Here is a 17,485-nt window from a genome sequence, read left to right as displayed (position 1 = left end):
AGGCGCTGCGACGATTGGGGGCGCGATTGAGCCGACGTTTTTGCGTCAAAAGTCTTCTTCTTCGAATCATAGTGCGTCCTCCAGCCAAACTAGATGGCCTGTTACCAAGATAACGCTACCATAACCAATCCTGGCAGACAACTTACTAATAAATCTGAAAATTATGAACAAATGGCTCCGCCTTTAGCGCTTAGAATTCAGGCCGTAAATCGTGATCTGGAACGAATAAATGGCTTCATTTGAGTTGAATTGGTGCCGAGTGCGCATAAGCCGGAATTTTGGCGGCGTGAATAGCCGGAAATTTGAGTTTAAAAATTCATTAACGATATGAAAAACAACAACTATTAGTTTATGCGAGGCGATAATGATCCGCGACTTTCTCGGGCTGGCCCGTGGCAAAGAAAGCCGCTAAAACGTTTGTCTTTGCGGTCGACATCACAGTGTCGGATTCCTATAATACGCGCACTTCCTCATTCCCCCCTTTCAACACTGTGAGAATAGGCAAAATGGAAATCTTACGAGGTGCGCCCGCTTTATCCGGCTTTCGTGTCAGCAAACTGTTACGAAGCTTTGAAGAGATGGGGCTCCCCATCAGGGATGTGTATGCCGAATTCGTACACTTTGCCGATCTGTCGGCCCCGCTGAGCCCGGACGCACGAGCGACGTTGGGCAAGTTGCTGACGTATGGCCCAACCATCGCTGAACACGCCCCGACTGGTCTCTTGTTTCTTGTTACGCCTCGCCCCGGCACCATCTCTCCCTGGTCTTCCAAAGCTACCGATATCGCCCATAACTGTGGTCTGAGCCAGATTTCCCGTCTGGAGCGCGGTATTGCCTACTATCTGGACGCCCCGGAGCTGGATGCAGCCCAGCGCCAACAGGTTGCCAGCCTGCTGCATGATCGGATGATGGAAGTGGTGTTTGCCGATCTGGCCGCCGCCGAAGCCCTGTTCTCTCACCATGAACCGACCCCCCATACCGTGATCGATGTACTGAGTGGTGGTCGAGCGGCGTTGGAAGAGGCGAATGTGCGCCTCGGCCTAGCACTGGCGGAAGATGAAATCGATTATCTGGTTGCCAGCTTCATCAAGCTGGGACGGAATCCGAACGACATCGAACTCTATATGTTCGCCCAGGCCAACTCCGAACATTGCCGTCACAAGATCTTCAATGCCGACTGGACCATCGACGGCATCCAACAGCCCAAGTCGCTGTTCAAGATGATCAAGAATACCCATGAGCTGCATAGCGATTATGTGCTCTCGGCTTATAAGGATAACGCCGCCGTCATGGTGGGCTCCGAAGCCGGCCGTTTCTTCCCCAGCCCGGAAACCGGCGAATATGAATATCATCAGGAGTCCATCGACATTCTGATGAAGGTCGAGACTCACAATCACCCGACGGCGATTTCCCCATTCCCGGGCGCCGCAACCGGCTCCGGTGGCGAGATCCGTGATGAGGGAGCGACCGGCCGGGGTTCCAAACCGAAGGCGGGGATGTGCGGCTTCTCGGTCTCTAACCTGCGTATTCCTGGCTATGTCCAACCCTGGGAAACTGACTTCGGCAAGCCTAGCCGGATCGTCAGTGCCATGGACATCATGCTCGAAGGCCCATTGGGTGCCGCAGCGTTTAACAACGAATTCGGCCGTCCCAACATCCTGGGTTACTTCCGGACTTACGAAGAGAAAGTCAGCAGCCATAACGGCAGCGAGATCCGTGGTTATCACAAGCCGATCATGCTGGCCGGTGGTCTGGGGAACATCCGCACCGAGCATGTACAGAAGGGCGAGATCACGGTCGGAGCCAAGCTGATTGTGCTGGGTGGCCCGGCGATGAATATCGGCCTGGGCGGCGGTGCTGCATCCTCCATGACCTCGGGTCAATCCGCCGAGGATCTGGATTTTGCCTCGGTACAGCGGGAAAACCCGGAGATGGAGCGCCGTTGTCAGGAAGTGATCGATCGCTGCTGGCAGATGGGTGAAGACAACCCGATCCTGTTCATTCACGACGTCGGCGCCGGTGGCCTGTCCAATGCCATGCCAGAGCTGGTCAATGACGGTGGCCGTGGTGGCCGTTTCGATCTGCGCAAGGTACCGAATGATGAGCCGGGTATGAGCCCGCTGGAAATCTGGTGTAACGAGTCCCAGGAACGTTATGTTCTGGCGGTGGCTCCGGAGCAGTTAGCCAAATTTGAAGAGTTGTGCCGTCGTGAGCGCGCTCAGTATGCGGTCATTGGTGAGGCCACTGCCGAGCAACAACTGGTGCTGGCCGATAGCCACTTCGGCAATCAGCCCATCGATCTGCCGCTGGAGGTCTTGCTGGGCAAGGCGCCGAAGATGCATCGTGATGTCACCAGCCTGAAGGCATCCGGCGAACCCCTGGTGCTGGATTCGGTGACGCCGAAGGATGCCGCCGAGCGGATCCTGCGTCTGCCGACCGTGGCCGAGAAGACCTTCCTCATCACCATCGGTGACCGTACGGTCACGGGCTTGGTGACCCGGGATCAGATGGTTGGTCCCTGGCAGGTGCCGGTTGCGGACTGTGCCGTGACTGCCGCTAGCTATGACACCTATGCCGGTGAAGCCATGTCCATGGGGGAGCGCACCCCGGTCGCATTGCTGAACTACGGTGCTTCTGCTCGTCTGGCCGTTGCGGAAGCCATCACCAACCTGGCGCCAGCCCAGATTGGCGATCTCAAACGGGTGAAACTCTCCGCCAACTGGATGGCCGCCGCCGGTCACCCGGGGGAGGATGCCGGTCTGTATGAAGCAGTCAAGGCGGTTGGTGAAGAGATCTGCCCGGCGCTGGAGCTGACCGTGCCAGTGGGCAAGGACTCCATGTCCATGAAGACCCGCTGGGAGCAGGATGGCGAGAATCGCGAGGTGATTGCCCCGCTGTCGCTCATCATCAGCGCCTTTGCCCGGGTTGAAGATGTTCGTAATACAGTGACACCGCAATTGCGCACCGATCTGGGGGAAACCGATCTGATCCTGATCGATCTCGGTAACGGCCAGAATCGTCTCGGCGGCTCCTGCCTGGCTCAGGTATACAAGCAGCTGGGGCAAACCACTCCGGATGTCGACAATCCGGCCCTCATCAAGAGTTTCTTCAATGCCATCCAGGCTCTGGTTGCCGATCGCAAGCTGCTGGCGTACCACGACCGTTCCGATGGCGGCCTGTTTGTGACCCTGGCCGAGATGGCCTTCGCCGGCAAGACCGGGGTAACGGTTGCGCTGGATCAGTTGGGTAGCGACGATCTGGCGGTACTCTTCTCCGAAGAGTTGGGTGCCGTGTTGCAGGTCCGCCGTGAAGATAAGGAAGCAGTGCTGAATCTGCTGGCTGGTCACGGTTTAGTGAACTGCACCTACGTGATTGGTCGTCTCAATGATGAGGACAGCCTGCGCTTTACTCGCAACGGGCTGGATGTCGTCCATGGTTCTCGTGTCCATTTCCGTACCCTGTGGGCGGAGACCACCCACAAGATGCAAGCCTTGCGTGATAACCCTGCCTGTGCTGATTCCGAGTTCCAGGCCAAGTTTGATGCCGCAGATCCGGGGCTGCATGCCGCGCTGAGCTTCGATCTGAATCAGGATGTGGCTGCGCCCTATATTGCCAAGGGCATACATCCCAAGGTGGCGATCCTGCGCGAGCAGGGGGTTAATTCCCAGAACGAGATGGCGGCGGCGTTTGATCGTGCCGGTTTCACCAGTGTCGATGTGCACATGAGCGATATTCTCAGCGGCCGCATCGTGCTGAGTGACTTCCAGGGGCTGGCTGCTTGTGGTGGTTTCTCCTACGGCGACGTACTGGGGGCTGGTGAGGGTTGGGCCAAGTCAGCACTGTTTAACAGCCGGGCGCGCGATGAGTTCGAGCGCTTCTTCCATCGCAACGACACCTTTGCGCTGGGCGTGTGTAACGGTTGCCAGATGATGTCGAACCTCAAGGATCTGATCCCGGGTGCTGACCTGTGGCCGCGTTTCGTGCGCAATGAATCCGAGCGTTTCGAGGCACGTTTCAGCCAGGTCGAGATCCAGCAGTCACCGTCGTTGTTCTTCACCGGTATGGCGGGCTCGCGTATGCCGATCGCCGTTTCTCACGGTGAAGGCCGGGTTGAAGTCCGGGATCTGCATCACTTGGGTGCCATTCAAGGCAGCGGTACGGTTGCGGTACGTTTCGTCGACAACTACGGGGTGCAGACTGAGCGCTATCCTTTCAACCCGAACGGTTCGCCGTCCGGTATCACGGGCCTGACCACTCGCGATGGTCGGGTAACCATCATGATGCCGCACCCTGAGCGGGTGATGCGCACCGTGGCTAACTCCTGGCATCCGGATGAGTGGGGCGAAAGCAGCCCTTGGTTGCGGATGTTCCGCAATGCCCGGGTCTGGCTGGGTTAAATCCGAGTTACAACTACCCTGTTTATGTCATACCCCCTCAGTCGAGGGGGTATTTTTTTATCAGCCATTAGCAACATTTTTTGGATTTGAAGCGCTGGAAACCGAGGGTGGTCTTGCGATTGAGTCGCGGAATTGTGGCTGGGACACGCCCTGTTGCTGCACCCGATTAATCGGTCAGACGGCGGGATTGCCAATAGGTTTTACGCCAGTAGGGGTTATTCAGATCCGAGATAATGACCCCCTTGCTGGTCGAGGCATGGAGAAACTGGCCATCGCGGATAAATATCCCGACGTGTTTACTCCAGCGACCAGTGTTGAAAAACAGCAGGTCTCCCGGTTGCAGACGCTGACCGGAAATCGGTGCACCGATGTGGGCTTGTTGTTGAGTATCGCGGGGTAATTCCAGACCGAAGCGCTCGCGGAAGGTCAGTTGTACGAAGCCGGAGCAATCCACCCCCCGACGCGTCTGACCGCCATGGCGATAAGGAACGCCTCGCCATTCCTGATACTGTTCAATCAGCGCCGAACGCACTTCGCTGGGTTCGCCGAGCCGCGAGCTGGGTTCTGGATCCCGGTTTGCTGGTGTCTGACAACCGCTGAGCAGCAGCAGGGCTAGCGGCAGCAGCAAGAGCCATAACCGTCCGTTGGCGTTACATAGAGTCACAGGGTCCCTCCTGGCCGTCTGGGGTTAGTACCAACTAACCTCTGGGTTGACTATATTCGCTCATGCGGGCGCTCAGGAGCGGGTCTTGAGGCGTAGCACACCCGGTTGTAATTCGACGCTGGTCACATGGTTCTTGAGCCAGGCCTGATCGGCATTTTTAGCATCGAGACGATAGGCTGGTTGCTTGGCCAGCCGTTGCTCTATGCCCTTGAGCAGGTAGCCCATCATGGGACCAAATTGCTGATTTAGGGCTGCGGGCTCTAGCACATAGTTTTTCAAGGTGAACTGATCAAAGTAGACGGCCCCTTCAGCCGGGGCATAACGCGGGAGTGCGGTAAAGTTGGCGGTGATGGTGCCATCCATTGCTGGTTTATCGGGTAAGGTCAGGGTGAACTGGCCAAAGCCTTGTACATCGGCCTGTTTCGGTGCCGAACGGGCTAATTCCACTTGCATCCGTGTCAGTTTGACATGAGCATCAAACAGGCCCGGTAACGCATAGTCCTGTTCATATTTCACTTTGCCATTCACATACTGGGTCAGCTGCTGTTCGCTAATATCGACATTGCCTTGTGCGTCCGCCGTCAAGGCGAGCGCCAGTACGAGAGTTATCATCATGGGAGTGGACCTGCTTCGGATTCGGGGCTGGCGGCATAATATCACTCCTGAGTCTGGACAACAGCCTGCAGCGAACGGAACCCTCATCGGAGAATGATCATGCGACCGCGAACCGATCTACTGGCTATGCTGTATGACCTGCTCGGTATGCTGGCCTTTATCAGCTATGCGGTGCTGGTGGTGATCATAGTGCTGCGGGTGGTGATGACACGACGTGCCATCGGTGTCTCACTGGCCTGGCTGACCCTGATCTTTACCATTCCGATCCTGGGGATTTCACTCTATCTGCTATTTGGCGAAATCCGCTTGGGTCGCAAGCGCGTGGAGCGGGCCCGTGCCATGTATGAGCCTTACGCGCGCTGGATCAGTGAGCTGGTTTCCCAGTTCCCGCACCAACCGGCTATGGCAACTGAGGGAGCCAGGCCGTTATCCGAGCTGGTGGATAGCCGCTTGGGCTCCCCCATGCTCAGTGGTAACCGGGTCGAACTGCTGACCGAGCCTTATGCCATCCTGTTTGCGCTGGCACAGGATATCCGAGAGGCCACAGCTTCCTGTTATCTGGAGTTCTACATCTGGCAAACAGGAGGCTGGGCGGATCAGGTGGCCGAGGCGCTGATTGATGCCGCTGCTCGCGGCGTGGATTGTCGTCTGTTGCTGGATTCAGTGGGCAGCGCCGGATTTTTCAAGGGGCCTTGGCCGGAGCGCCTGCAAACGGCTGGGGTCAAGCTGGTGGAGGTGTTGCCAGCCGGTGCCTGGCGTATACCGTTGCAACGCCAGGATCTGCGCATGCACCGCAAGTTGGTGGTGATCGACGATCGAGTGGCCTACACCGGCTCGATGAATTTGGTGGATCCACGTTTTTTCAAACGTAGTGCTGGGGTCGGCCAGTGGATCGATGTCATGTTGCGCTTGCACGGCCCGATCGTCCCGCTGATCTGGTCACTGTTTGTGCGTGATTGGGAGATGGAGACGGGTGAACGATTGCTGGACTCACAGCAGCATAACCCGGCGTTTGATGATGAACGGGATCAGCATCTGCAGTTGATCCCCTCCGGCCCCTTTACCGGGGGCGATTGCATTCAGCAGATCCTGTTGTTGGCCATCTACCAGGCCAGGCGCCGGGTGGTACTGACCACCCCCTATTTTGTACCCGATGATCCCTTGGTGGCGGCGCTACGCTCGGCGGCGGATCGGGGGGTGCAAGTGCAACTCATACTGCCAGCCCGGGGCGATTCGTTTATGGCGCGCCATGCCAGCGATGCGTTTTTGACCGAGCTGCTCAGCTCCGGAGTCGAAATCTACCGCTTTCGACGGGGGTTGTTACATACCAAGAGCGTGCTGATCGATGAACAACTGGCGCTGGTGGGATCGGTCAATCTGGATCGGCGCAGTTTCTGGCTCAATTTTGAAACCACCTTGCTACTGGACGATCCGCAATTTGCTGCCGAACTGCTGGCTCTGCAGCAGCACTATATGGCGCAAGCCTCCCGACTCTATCTGAGTCATTGGAGCAAACGTCCCTGGCGCAAGCGGCTGTTGGAGAACCTGCTCTATCTGTTTAGTCCCTTGCTGTGACACTGTGCGGGCCGTTGCATTTAACAGTATGAAAGCTAGACAAATTTCAGCTCGGCAGTAACAGTATTGCGGAAATAATCGACAGCCGGAGTTTATGCAAATACGCATGCCTCGGCGCTGACAACATAGAGCACAGGGATCACCGGATGAACAAGACAGGGATTGCCGCGGCAGTAGGCGTTTTCGTACTGGGCGCGGGCTATTTGGGCGCCTGTTGGTTGACAGGAAATATCTATGACCAGCAGTTGCAACAGCGCACGCAACTGTGGAACCAGCAGCCGGGTACCCTGGTTGAATGGCAGCCCGGTGATGCAGGACTCTGGCATCGGGATGGCGTCTTGCATGTGACACTCTCCGCCGAGCGTGTACAACACTATGCGCCGTTCCTGGCCGATCTGCAGGGTGAGCTACAGCCGCTGGAGCTGTTTATCCAGGTGCAGCAGGGGGTCGGGGCCTTGACGATTCAAGGACAGGCTCAGGTTGATAGCTCCCGCGGCTCACTGGCCAGCTGGCTGAAGCAAGCCAAGCTGCAAAGTTTGCCTCATCAGGTGAACTGGCAATTCAATGCCATCAACCAACATCTGCAAGGCGACGTGCGGCTGGATCCCTGGAAGGTGGTCACTGACGAGGGGCGGGTGGAGTTTGCGCTGCTGAAATTGCAGGCCAGTGGCACGCTGGATCAGCAGGCGGATATCCAGCTGGAATGGGATGGCATGAGTGCGGGCAACGAGGCGACCCAACTGGTGCATCTGGCGCCAGTACGCAGCGATATCCGCTTGGAAAACAATGCTGGCATCTGGCTATCTCCCGCTTATCACGTCCAACTCGCCGGGGTGCGCTATGTGTCACCGGAGCAGAACTTCACCCTGCAGCAATGGGATGGGCAAGGGGCCATTGCAGAGCAGGGTAGTGAGGCGGATCGGCGCTTGAATATCCAGTTCAACAGCAAGGTGGAATTGGTCGAGATGAAGGGGCAGCAGCAGAACTTCACCATCGACAAGATGGCGCTGGGGCTGAATCTGCAGAATATCGATAAACAGGGCTACCTGGCGCTATTGCAAAGCCAGCAAGCCTCCACGCTGGGGCAAATGCAGACGCTGGCGGCGATGCAACAAATTGCCAGCAAGGGATTGGCGGTGACACTGGATACCCTGACCCTGGATTACAACAAGGCCAATTTCCATGCCCAGGGTAATGTCGCCTTGAGCGCCGATCAGCGTCCGGTGCTCGGTTTGCCACAGTTGCTGGCGCGCCTGCAGGCGCAGCTGGATCTGGTGGCCATGCCGGAGTTGGTGGCCCAGCTCCCCAACGGTGAGGCGATGCTCAAACCCATGCTCAGCCAGGGCTATATCAAACAGGGCAACGATGGCAAACTCAGTAGCCAGCTGAAGTTGACCGGCGGAAAAGCCACCGCCAACGGCGTAGCGCTGCCCTTGTAATATTCCTGGTTCTGCTGAATGGTGCGACATAAATGCGAAGGGCGAACTGTAGAGTTCGCCCTTAGTCATTTAAGCGGCGCGCCGCACAGCTAATCGGTCAGGTAATACTCGACGGTGGCCACAATCCGTACCTTTTTGATGTAGGGGGTGTTGCTGTCGCGATCTTCGATGCTGAATTGTCCCTGATTAGCACGTTTGATTTTGCCGAGCTTGCTGCCGGAATCACGGGCAAACTTTTCCGCTACTTCCCGGGCATTGCGGGTGGCTTCTTCAATCATCTGCGGTTTGAGGGCATTGAGACCGGTGAACAGGAACTGGGTTTTGGCGTCATAGTCCTGACCACTGATGGCGATGCCATTTTGTCCCAACTGCATCAGACTGCTCATGGCCTTGCGCACCATCTCGATATCGGTACTGTACACCGTCAGGGTCGAGACCCCGGCGTAGCGGCCATTGCGTACCTGCTCCTCCGAGAAACCCTGGGCCTGACGATCCTGGATCCCGGGTACAGAAACTGAAATCTCATCCGGTTTAAAGCCCTGTTGCCGCAAGAAGGCGGTCACTTTTTCATTTTTGCTGTCGAGAGAGCCGTACAGCTCGCTGAGATCGTTACTGACTTCGGTAAAGCGGATGGGCCAGATGGCAACATCAGAACTGACGTCCCGCTCCGATAATCCCTTCACCGAGACACTGCGCTCCATATCCCGGAACTTGATCAGTCCCTCCGAGAGTAGCAAGCCCATGGTCGCCATACCGACGCAGAGTAGCGCTCCCAGGAGAACGGCACTGATGATGTTGCGTTCGTTCATAACCTCACCTCATGAGATAGCGGCAAGCCGCGCTGTTATGAGTCTAATCGACGGTTCCATCAGAGGACAGCAAAAACCGGATGCCGGACTGGCGATTTACCCATGGCAGCAAGAAGAAGGGCTCCCGAAGGAGCCCTATGCATTACTTGAACACTACGGTTTTATTGCCGTAGACAAAGACTTTTTCATCCAGCACATGGGCTAGAGCCCGCGACAACACTGAGCGTTCGACATCTCGCCCGGCCTTGGCCATGTCTTCGGCGCTGAAGGCGTGGCTGACATGGATGACATCCTGCTCGATGATTGGACCTTCATCCAGATCATCGGTGACGAAGTGGGCGGTAGCGCCGATGATCTTCACGCCACGATCAAACGCTTGCTGATAGGGGCGAGCGCCGATAAACGCCGGCAGGAACGAGTGGTGGATGTTGATGATCTTGCGACGATAAGCGGCAACAAAGCTGGCGGTCAGCACGCGCATATACTTGGCCAATACCACGTAATCGGGCTGGTACTGATCGACGATGGCGCGGACTTGCTGCTCGTGCTCTTCCCGGGAAAGGCCTTCATGGCTGACGGTATGGAACGGAATGCCGAATTTCTCGGTCAGATCGCCCAAGGTGTCGTAGTTGCCGACCACGGCAGCGATATCCACATCCAGCGCGCCGGAGTAGCTCTTCATCAGAATGTCACCGATGCAGTGTGCTTCCTTGGTAACCAGAATCACCAGCCGCTTGCGGCCAGCGGGAACCAGACGACGATCACTGCCTTCCGGCAGCGCGTCATCCAGATCTTCGAGGAGAGTTTCGTCATTGAACCGGCCTTCGAGCTCGGTGCGCATGAAGAAACGGCCCTGTTCATGATCAACAAATTCATCGTTCTTGATGATATTGAGCTGATGCTTGTAGCAAATATTAGTGATCTTGGCGATCAACCCCTTGGCATCGGGGCAGTCGGTGAGAAGAATCTTGCGTTCCATCTCGTTGCGTATCCTTCACAAATCCTGGTGGCCGAACACTATGCCATAAAATAGGGCTAATTCCAGATGTCAGCCCCGCTTTGGTCACAACTGTTTTGCGGGATAATAAAAAGGCCCACACCAGGGTGGGCCTGAAACATCAGGGTGCAGGGCTATTCCCGCTCTTTGACATAAGGTGTCCCCAATGCCTTGGGTGCGACTGCCTTGCCGATAAATCCGGCCAGCAGGAACACAGTCAACATGTAAGGAACCGCTTCGATAAACTGGACTGGAATGACAAAGCCCAGCACCTCGACCCCCTGCAGGCGAATTGCGACCGCATCCAGAAAGCCAAACAACAGGCAAGCGCCCATCGCAGGCCAAGGACGCCACTTGCCGAATACCAGGGCCGCCAGCGCCATAAAGCCTTTACCAGCACTCATGTTGGGGATGAATTGAGCGGTTTGCGCTACAGCAAGGTAAGTCCCACCGATGCCGGCGAGCAGACCGCCGATAAGCAGAGCTGTATAGCGCAGGCGGACGACCGAGATGCCCGCGGTATCGACCGCGGCCGGAGCCTCACCCACGGCGCGCAAGCGCAGGCCGAAACGGGTACGGAACAGCACCCACCAGGCCAGGGGCACGATTGCCAGCGCCAGGTACTCGAGCATGGAGTGGCCACTGGCCAGCTCGGAATAGAGCTGACCGATCACCGGCACATCCGCGAGTTCCTTTTCGAAGGGGAACTGGATTGGCGCAAAGCGCGCATCGCCGGACAGGGCTGGCGTTTGCCCGCCCTGATCAAACCAGTAGCGGCCCAGGGTGACGGTCAGACCGACGGCCAGAATATTGATGGCCATACCACTGACCACCTGATCACCGCGATGGGTGATGGTGGCAAAGCCGTGCAACAGGGCAAACGCGATAGAGACACCCACACCGGCGAGCAGGCCCCCCCAGGCGGAGCCGGTAACCGCGGCGGTGGCACCACTGGCGAAGGCGGCAGCCAGCAGCTTGCCTTCCAGGGCGATGTTGACCACCCCGGAGCGTTCGCAGAACATCCCGGCCATGGCGGCGAAGATGAGCGGTGGCGCGACCCGGATGGTGGAGTCGAGCATCAGAATCAAGGTTTCGAACATGATTACACCTCGGCCTTATGGGTCAACTTCAGGTAGGCGGCTTCCAGGCGTGGACGGAACATGTGCTCCAGTGCGCCGGAGAAGAGGATGACTAAGCCTTGCAATACCACCACGATATTACGGTCGACCCCGAACTCGAAACTCAGCTCGGCGCCACCCTGATATAAAAAGCCGAACAGCAAACTGGCCAAAATGACACCGATAGGATGATTACGCCCCATCAGAGCCACCGCGATACCGGTAAAGCCAAAGCCTTCCACGAAGTTGAGTTTGATCTGGTGCAGTTCGCCTTGCAGCACGTTCAAGGCGAAGAAACCCGCCAGCATGCCGGATATCACCATGGCCAGGATCACTACCTTGGAGTAGTGGATCCCGGCGTAAGCGGCGGCGCTTTGGTTGGCACCGACGGCACGCAACTCGTAGCCCCAGCGACTGCGCCAGATAAACAACCACACCAGCAAGGCACAGAAGAGAGCCCAGAAAAAGCTGATGTTGAGCGGTGTCGGTGTCATCTCGATACCAATCGCCGCTAACAGATCGCTGAGCTTCGGCAGCCAAGACATCTCGGCAAAGACCCGGCTTTCGGGAGCCATGGTACCTGCCGGTTTGAAGATATCGACCAGCAGATAGGCCATCAGCGAGGAGGCGATGAAGTTGAACATGATGGTGGTGATGACGATGTGGCTGCCTCGTTTGGCTTGCAACCAGGCCGGGATAAAGGCCCAGGCTGCACCAAACAAGCCACCGACCAGAATGGCCAGCGGCAGTAACACCACGAAGGGCAGGGTATCACCGAGGAACAGGCAGACCAGTCCCACGCCCAGCCCGCCAATATAGGCTTGACCTTCGCCGCCGATATTGAATAAACCGGCGTGAAACGCCACAGCCACCGCCAGACCAGTAAAGATAAACCCGGTGGCATAGTAGAGGGTAAAACCGATACCTTCGCCGGAGCTGAAAGCACCCTGCCACATGATAGTGGCGGCTTCCAGCGGGTTGATATCCAGGTAGTAAAACAGGATTGCCGAGACCAAAAACGCCATCAGGATATTGATAGCGGGTAATAGGACGACGGTGATCCAAGCAGGAACGCGTGCCTGGCTCATGGGGTAACCTCCTCGGTAGCCTGCTCTTGCAGGTGTTCCGGAACAATATTGGCCATCATCAGGCCTATGGTGCGCTCATCTGCCGTTTTGGCATCCAGCTCACCGACGATGGCACCGTCGGCAATGACCAGAATGCGATCAGAGAGCGCCAGTATCTCGTCAAGCTCTACCGATACCAGCAATACCGCCTTGCCCTTGTCGCGCATGGCTATCACTTGCTGGTGGATAAACTCGATAGCTCCGATATCGACGCCCCGGGTCGGTTGGCCAATCAGCAACACATCCGGGTCTTGCTCCACTTCACGGGCAATCACCAGCTTTTGCTGATTGCCGCCGGAGAAGTTGGCAGTTTTCAGGGTCGGCAGGGGCGGGCGGACATCCCACTTGGTCATTTTCTCCTGGCAATCGGCCTGGATCGCCGCCTTGTTTTGCAACAGGCCCTGGTTGTACATGGTTTCCTGGTGATAACCGAGGATGAAAGCCTCCTGGGCCTCGAACCGGTTGATCAGGCCCATCTTGTGGCGATCTTCAGGAACATGACCCAGGCCGAAGGCCCGCACACCGCGCGGATCGACCGGATGGGCATGGCTAACTTGATGGGCGCCAATCCAGAATTCGCCCTCGCTCGGCTGGAGGATGCCGCCCAGCAGGCTGAGCAATTCGGATTGCCCATTGCCGGAGACACCGGCGATGCCTACCACTTCACCGCGACGGACATCGAAGCTCACCGACTTGACGCGGGTGACGCCAGCGGCGTCGACATAACTGAGGTTTTTCACACTCAGTTGTGGCTGACCGGGAGCCGCATCGCCCTTGTCGACGGTCAGGCGCACTTTGCGGCCGACCATCAATTCGGCCAACTCTTCCTTGTTGGTATCCCGGGTGGCGACATGAGCCACCATCTCACCGCGCCGCATGATGGAAACCTGATCGGTGATCGCCAGTATTTCCCGCAGCTTATGGGTAATCAGGATCACGGTGGTGCCCTGATCCCGCAATTTGCGCAATATGGTAAACAGATGGTCGGCTTCCTGGGGCGTCAGCACGCCGGTCGGTTCATCCAAGATCAGGATCCGTGCGCCGCGGTAGAGGGCCTTGAGAATTTCGACCCGTTGTTGCAAGCCGACGGGTAAATCTTCGATTTTTTCATGCAAGGGAACATCCAGCCCATAGCTGGTTGCCAACTGCTTGAGATGCACCTCGGCCTTGCGCAGGCTGGTATTCAAATTCCAGCCCCCTTCGGCGCCGAGGACGACGTTTTCCAGAACGGTAAAGTTGTTCACCAGCATGAAGTGCTGGTGCACCATGCCGATACCGGCCGCAATGGCATCCTGGGAGCCGTGAGGACGAAAAGGGGTGCCATCGATGTGCATGTCACCACTATCGGCGTGATAAAAGCCGTAGATGATGCTCATCAGCGTGGATTTACCGGCGCCGTTTTCGCCGACAATACCGTGAATACTGCCTTTACGAACCTGGAGGTCGATATGCCTGTTGGCGTGTACCTCACCAAAGCGCTTATCGATGCCGCGTAATTCGATGGCATAGCGATCAGTCTGTTCCACGATTCAATTCCTGAATATGCGAGTCATGACGAGAGAATAGGCAATAAAAACCGGCCCCGAGGGACCGGTTTTCAAACAATGCCAGGTGACTTAGTACTTACAGGTATTGTCAGCCATGTAATCGTGAACCTGGATCTTGCCAGCGATGATATCGGCCTTGATGGCGTCAACCTTGGCTTTCATCTCGGGAGTGATCAGTGCCTTGTTGTTGTCATCCAGAGCCCAATCCACACCGCCCTCGGCCAGACCCAGTGCCTTGACGCCTGGTTTCCAGGTGCCCTTGGCGGCATCGTCCCAGGTGGTATAGGCTGCCAGACCCACACCTTTGACCATGGAGGTCAGCATGGTGCCCGGTTGCAGATGGTTCTGGTTGGAGTCCACACCGATGGCCAATTTGCCTTCATCCTTGGCGGCCTGATAGACACCGATGCCGGTGCCACCGGCTGCGGCGTACACCACATCCGCGCCCTTGGCGAATTGGGACTTGGCCAGCTCGGCGCCCTTGGCCGGATCCGCAAAAGCGGCCGGAGTAGAGCCGGTCATGTTCTGGAAGATTTCCATCTTCGGATTGGCGTATTTGGCACCTTGCTCATAACCACAGGCGAATTTGCGGATCAATGGAATATCCATACCGCCGACGAAGCCGACCTTGCCGGTTTTGGAGGCCATGGCTGCCAAGGCGCCGACCAGGAAGGAGCCTTCATGCTCCTTGAAGACGATGGACTGGACGTTCGGCTTGTCGACGACCATATCGATGATGGTGAACTGGGTCTTCGGGAATTCAGCGGCAACCTTTTCGACAGAAGAGGCGAAGTTAAAGCCAACAGCCACGATAGGACCGTAACCACGGCTGGCCAGACGGCGCAGACCCTGCTCACGCTGTGCTTCATTCTGCGGTTCAAATTCCTTGACCGTGATGCCCTTGTCTTTTTTGTAGACTTCGACACCGTTACGGAAGACCGCTTCGTTGAAGGATTTATCAAATTTGCCAGCGGAGTCGTAGACCACAGCCGGCTCACTGGCCGCGTTGGCATACATGGCTGACAGGGTCAGGGCTGCAAGGGTGGTAATCTTGAGTCTCTTATTCACGTGGGTGTCCTTATTTTTTGTATGATTCCGCAACTTTGGTGCGCCTTTAGCGAACCAGTGACAACTCTATGTGAGCCGTGGTTCGGGTCAAGTTTTTTTATGCAGAAAACCGATTGCGCTATTAGTTTGAAAAACGAGCATTACCGCGGTTTCGGCCGCAAAAACCCCCTTGGCTCTGAACTGCCGTTCCTTATGAGAAGAGATACGGGTTGCAATCGCGAACGTGCGCGGGGGGGCAGGGCGGTATTCACGGCGTCTGGCTGCTTCAATTCTCTCATTGATGCCCAGATGTCTGCCTGTCTGTGCTACCGAAATTAGCGTAACGTCTTACTCTCTGATGTCAGACAATTTTTGTATATAAAAACACCATGTCGCGGGTGGTAAGAGTCAGCATTGAATCCGGTTATCGGAGCCTGTTTCACGCTGGGCTTGTACCGTTATTCAATCATGGTAACATTGGCTCCAAGATTCGGGTGCTAGCTGATTAAATTCGATATTTCACATTTAAAATCAGTTAGTTACTATAAAAACTAAATTTACTTATGCAGTGTGGTAGCTGTAAGCCACTGGCGGTAGCCATATCTAAATTTACAAAAATTGACGTTTGTTAATGATATGAATGCACTCTTTGACGGGTTGTTAAACACCCGTGTGAAACACCCTGTAGTGCCTGATTTGTCCACACAGATTAATACCTCATACACCTCTGCTTTCACTTAAAAAAAAACAGGCATCCCTTCTATGTCGCGTTTAGTGGTTTCGTTCCTAGTTTTGAGTTGTGGATTGTGCAGTCTGGCCGCCAGTGCTTCGCCCTGGGTGGAAGCGGATGATCCATTCCTGCGCAGCGATCTGCAATATCTGGCGGATCGGGGTTTAATCCGTCTGCCGCTGAATACCTTTCCGGTGCGTTGGTCCTTATTGGCCGATCAATTTTCCCGATTGGATCCGGCAAGCCTGAACTCAGCTGAACAGAGCGCTTACCGGCATGTGCAGTACCGACTGGATAGCGAACGCCTGGGGCGCGGACGCTCTCATCTCACCCTCTCTTGGGCAAATGATGCGGACGTGGGCCAGAATGGCTTTGGCGGCAGCGAGCATACCGAGTACGGTATCCGTGCCAGCCACGAGATCATGGAAAACCAGTTTGCCATGCGGGTGAGCAGTGGCTATCGCCAGGCGGCGGATAGCAATGATCACTGGCATTTCGAAGATAGCTATCTGGCCTTCGGGACCCGTGACTTTACCCTGAGCCTGGGTTGGCTGTCGCGGTGGTGGGGCCCGGGGTGGCAACAGGCTTTTGGCTTTGGCCAACAAGCGGTGTCGGTTCCCGGTCTGTCGCTGAGCTATCAACACCCCTCTGCAGGCTGGTTGGGGAGTCTGTGGGCCGAGACGCTGGTGGGTAAGCAGGATAACCAGGTCGATGCCGACTATCTGTGGGCCAGTCGTGTGGCGCTGCGGCCCAAATCCTGGCTGCAATTGGGCAGTAGCTATAAACAATGGCTGGGTGGCGAAGATACGTGGCCCGGTCAACCCGCAGTCTCCGAGCAGGGGAATGGCATGTGGACTCTGGATATGCGTCTGTCCGCACCCTTACCCTGGGCAGGTGCCGGTGGCCTGTATGGTGAATACGGCCATGATCGACAAACTGGCGTGGATTATCAGTTGATGGGGCTGGATGCGCGCTGGTTGCTGGGCCGTGAGTCCTTGCGTCTGGTCGCCGAAGCTCAGGAGTCGGATCCGGAATCGACCCCGAATGCCGATATGGGTGTTCAGCCGCTCTGGCAGCATAAGGGGAATGTTATTGTCGATGCGGTCGATGGCAAACGCGTGTCCTTGGGCGGCTACTTGCAGTTGCATAATGATCACACCCTATCGGCATTCGTGCATCAGAACAGCCCCGGGATGGCCGATCGCTATCAGACCCTGGTCGCCCAGTACCGGTTGCCAGTGTTTGCCGGACGGGTCACCGGTAATCTGACCGGTAGTGAAGATAGTGCGCCGACGGCAGATCGCCTCTCTGGTGGTGTGGTCTACGAGTATCGGTTCAACTAATTCAATCACGATTTTTCTTTTCCAGAGTTGGCAGCAACTCTGCTTTTTTGATGTAAAAGCAACAGCATAGGATTGCA

12 protein-coding genes are annotated in these 17,485 nt (G+C 56.5%); 4 read left to right on the top strand and 8 right to left on the bottom strand.

Annotation, left to right across the window (positions count from 1 at the left end):
• Window positions 1–506 precede the first annotated feature (506 nt).
• On the top strand, window positions 507–4,397 hold the full coding sequence (purL, locus tag ACZYUB_RS00225) for a phosphoribosylformylglycinamidine synthase (RefSeq protein WP_463944608.1): 3,891 nt from the start codon (window positions 507–509) through the stop codon (window positions 4,395–4,397).
• A gap of 166 nt (window positions 4,398–4,563) precedes the next feature.
• Here purL and ACZYUB_RS00220 read toward each other — a convergent pair whose 3' ends face one another.
• Both ACZYUB_RS00220 and ACZYUB_RS00215 read right to left on the bottom strand, forming a co-directional pair.
• Window positions 4,564–5,061 (bottom strand): NlpC/P60 family protein, encoded by a 498-nt coding sequence (locus tag ACZYUB_RS00220; RefSeq protein WP_463944607.1) that lies wholly within the window; start codon window positions 5,059–5,061, stop codon window positions 4,564–4,566.
• Window positions 5,062–5,133: 72 nt separating this feature from the next.
• Complete coding sequence (locus tag ACZYUB_RS00215; protein ID WP_463944606.1) at window positions 5,134–5,676, bottom strand: YceB family lipoprotein; 543 nt, start codon at window positions 5,674–5,676, stop codon at window positions 5,134–5,136.
• A gap of 99 nt (window positions 5,677–5,775) precedes the next feature.
• On the opposite strand from ACZYUB_RS00215, the gene cls reads away from it, so the two are divergent.
• Window positions 5,776–7,251, top strand: coding sequence for a cardiolipin synthase (cls, locus tag ACZYUB_RS00210; protein WP_463944604.1), 1,476 nt, complete (start codon window positions 5,776–5,778; stop codon window positions 7,249–7,251).
• Between the two features lie 146 nt (window positions 7,252–7,397).
• The gene (locus ACZYUB_RS00205) at window positions 7,398–8,690 is read left to right on the top strand and encodes a DUF945 family protein (protein ID WP_463944602.1); all 1,293 of its coding nucleotides are present in this window, start codon (window positions 7,398–7,400) and stop codon (window positions 8,688–8,690) included.
• A gap of 89 nt (window positions 8,691–8,779) precedes the next feature.
• On the opposite strand, the gene ACZYUB_RS00200 is transcribed toward ACZYUB_RS00205, so the two are convergent.
• The 6 genes from ACZYUB_RS00200 to ACZYUB_RS00175 all read right to left on the bottom strand — a co-directional run bounded on the left by ACZYUB_RS00200 (window position 8,780) and on the right by ACZYUB_RS00175 (window position 15,356).
• A complete protein-coding gene (locus ACZYUB_RS00200; RefSeq protein ID WP_463944600.1) occupies window positions 8,780–9,499 on the bottom strand; it encodes an SIMPL domain-containing protein in 720 nt (239 codons plus the stop codon).
• A 142-nt stretch (window positions 9,500–9,641) separates the two neighbouring features.
• Window positions 9,642–10,478 carry a formyltetrahydrofolate deformylase gene (purU, locus tag ACZYUB_RS00195; protein ID WP_463944598.1) on the bottom strand — a complete coding sequence of 279 codons (837 nt, stop codon included), beginning with the start codon at window positions 10,476–10,478 and terminating at the stop codon, window positions 9,642–9,644.
• A gap of 152 nt (window positions 10,479–10,630) precedes the next feature.
• Complete coding sequence (locus ACZYUB_RS00190) at window positions 10,631–11,596, bottom strand: ABC transporter permease (protein ID WP_463944596.1); 966 nt, start codon at window positions 11,594–11,596, stop codon at window positions 10,631–10,633.
• Between the two features lie 2 nt (window positions 11,597–11,598).
• Window positions 11,599–12,702, bottom strand: a complete 1,104-nt coding sequence (locus tag ACZYUB_RS00185) for an ABC transporter permease (protein ID WP_463944595.1) — start codon at window positions 12,700–12,702, stop codon at window positions 11,599–11,601.
• Entirely contained in the window at window positions 12,699–14,267 is a 1,569-nt protein-coding gene (locus tag ACZYUB_RS00180; RefSeq protein ID WP_463944593.1) for an ABC transporter ATP-binding protein, read from the bottom strand. The genes ACZYUB_RS00185 and ACZYUB_RS00180 overlap by 4 nt, the downstream gene beginning before the upstream one ends.
• A gap of 90 nt (window positions 14,268–14,357) precedes the next feature.
• A complete protein-coding gene (locus tag ACZYUB_RS00175; protein ID WP_460881846.1) occupies window positions 14,358–15,356 on the bottom strand; it encodes a BMP family lipoprotein in 999 nt (332 codons plus the stop codon).
• 741 nt (window positions 15,357–16,097) lie between these two features.
• Here ACZYUB_RS00175 and ACZYUB_RS00170 point away from each other — a divergent pair.
• A complete protein-coding gene (locus ACZYUB_RS00170; RefSeq protein ID WP_463944591.1) occupies window positions 16,098–17,408 on the top strand; it encodes a capsule assembly Wzi family protein in 1,311 nt (436 codons plus the stop codon).
• Window positions 17,409–17,485: the final 77 nt, after the last annotated feature.

The sequence above is a fragment of the Pseudaeromonas sp. HNCC25DJ182 genome, assembly GCF_055413365.1.
This window is presented reverse-complemented; position numbering and strand designations above follow the sequence as displayed.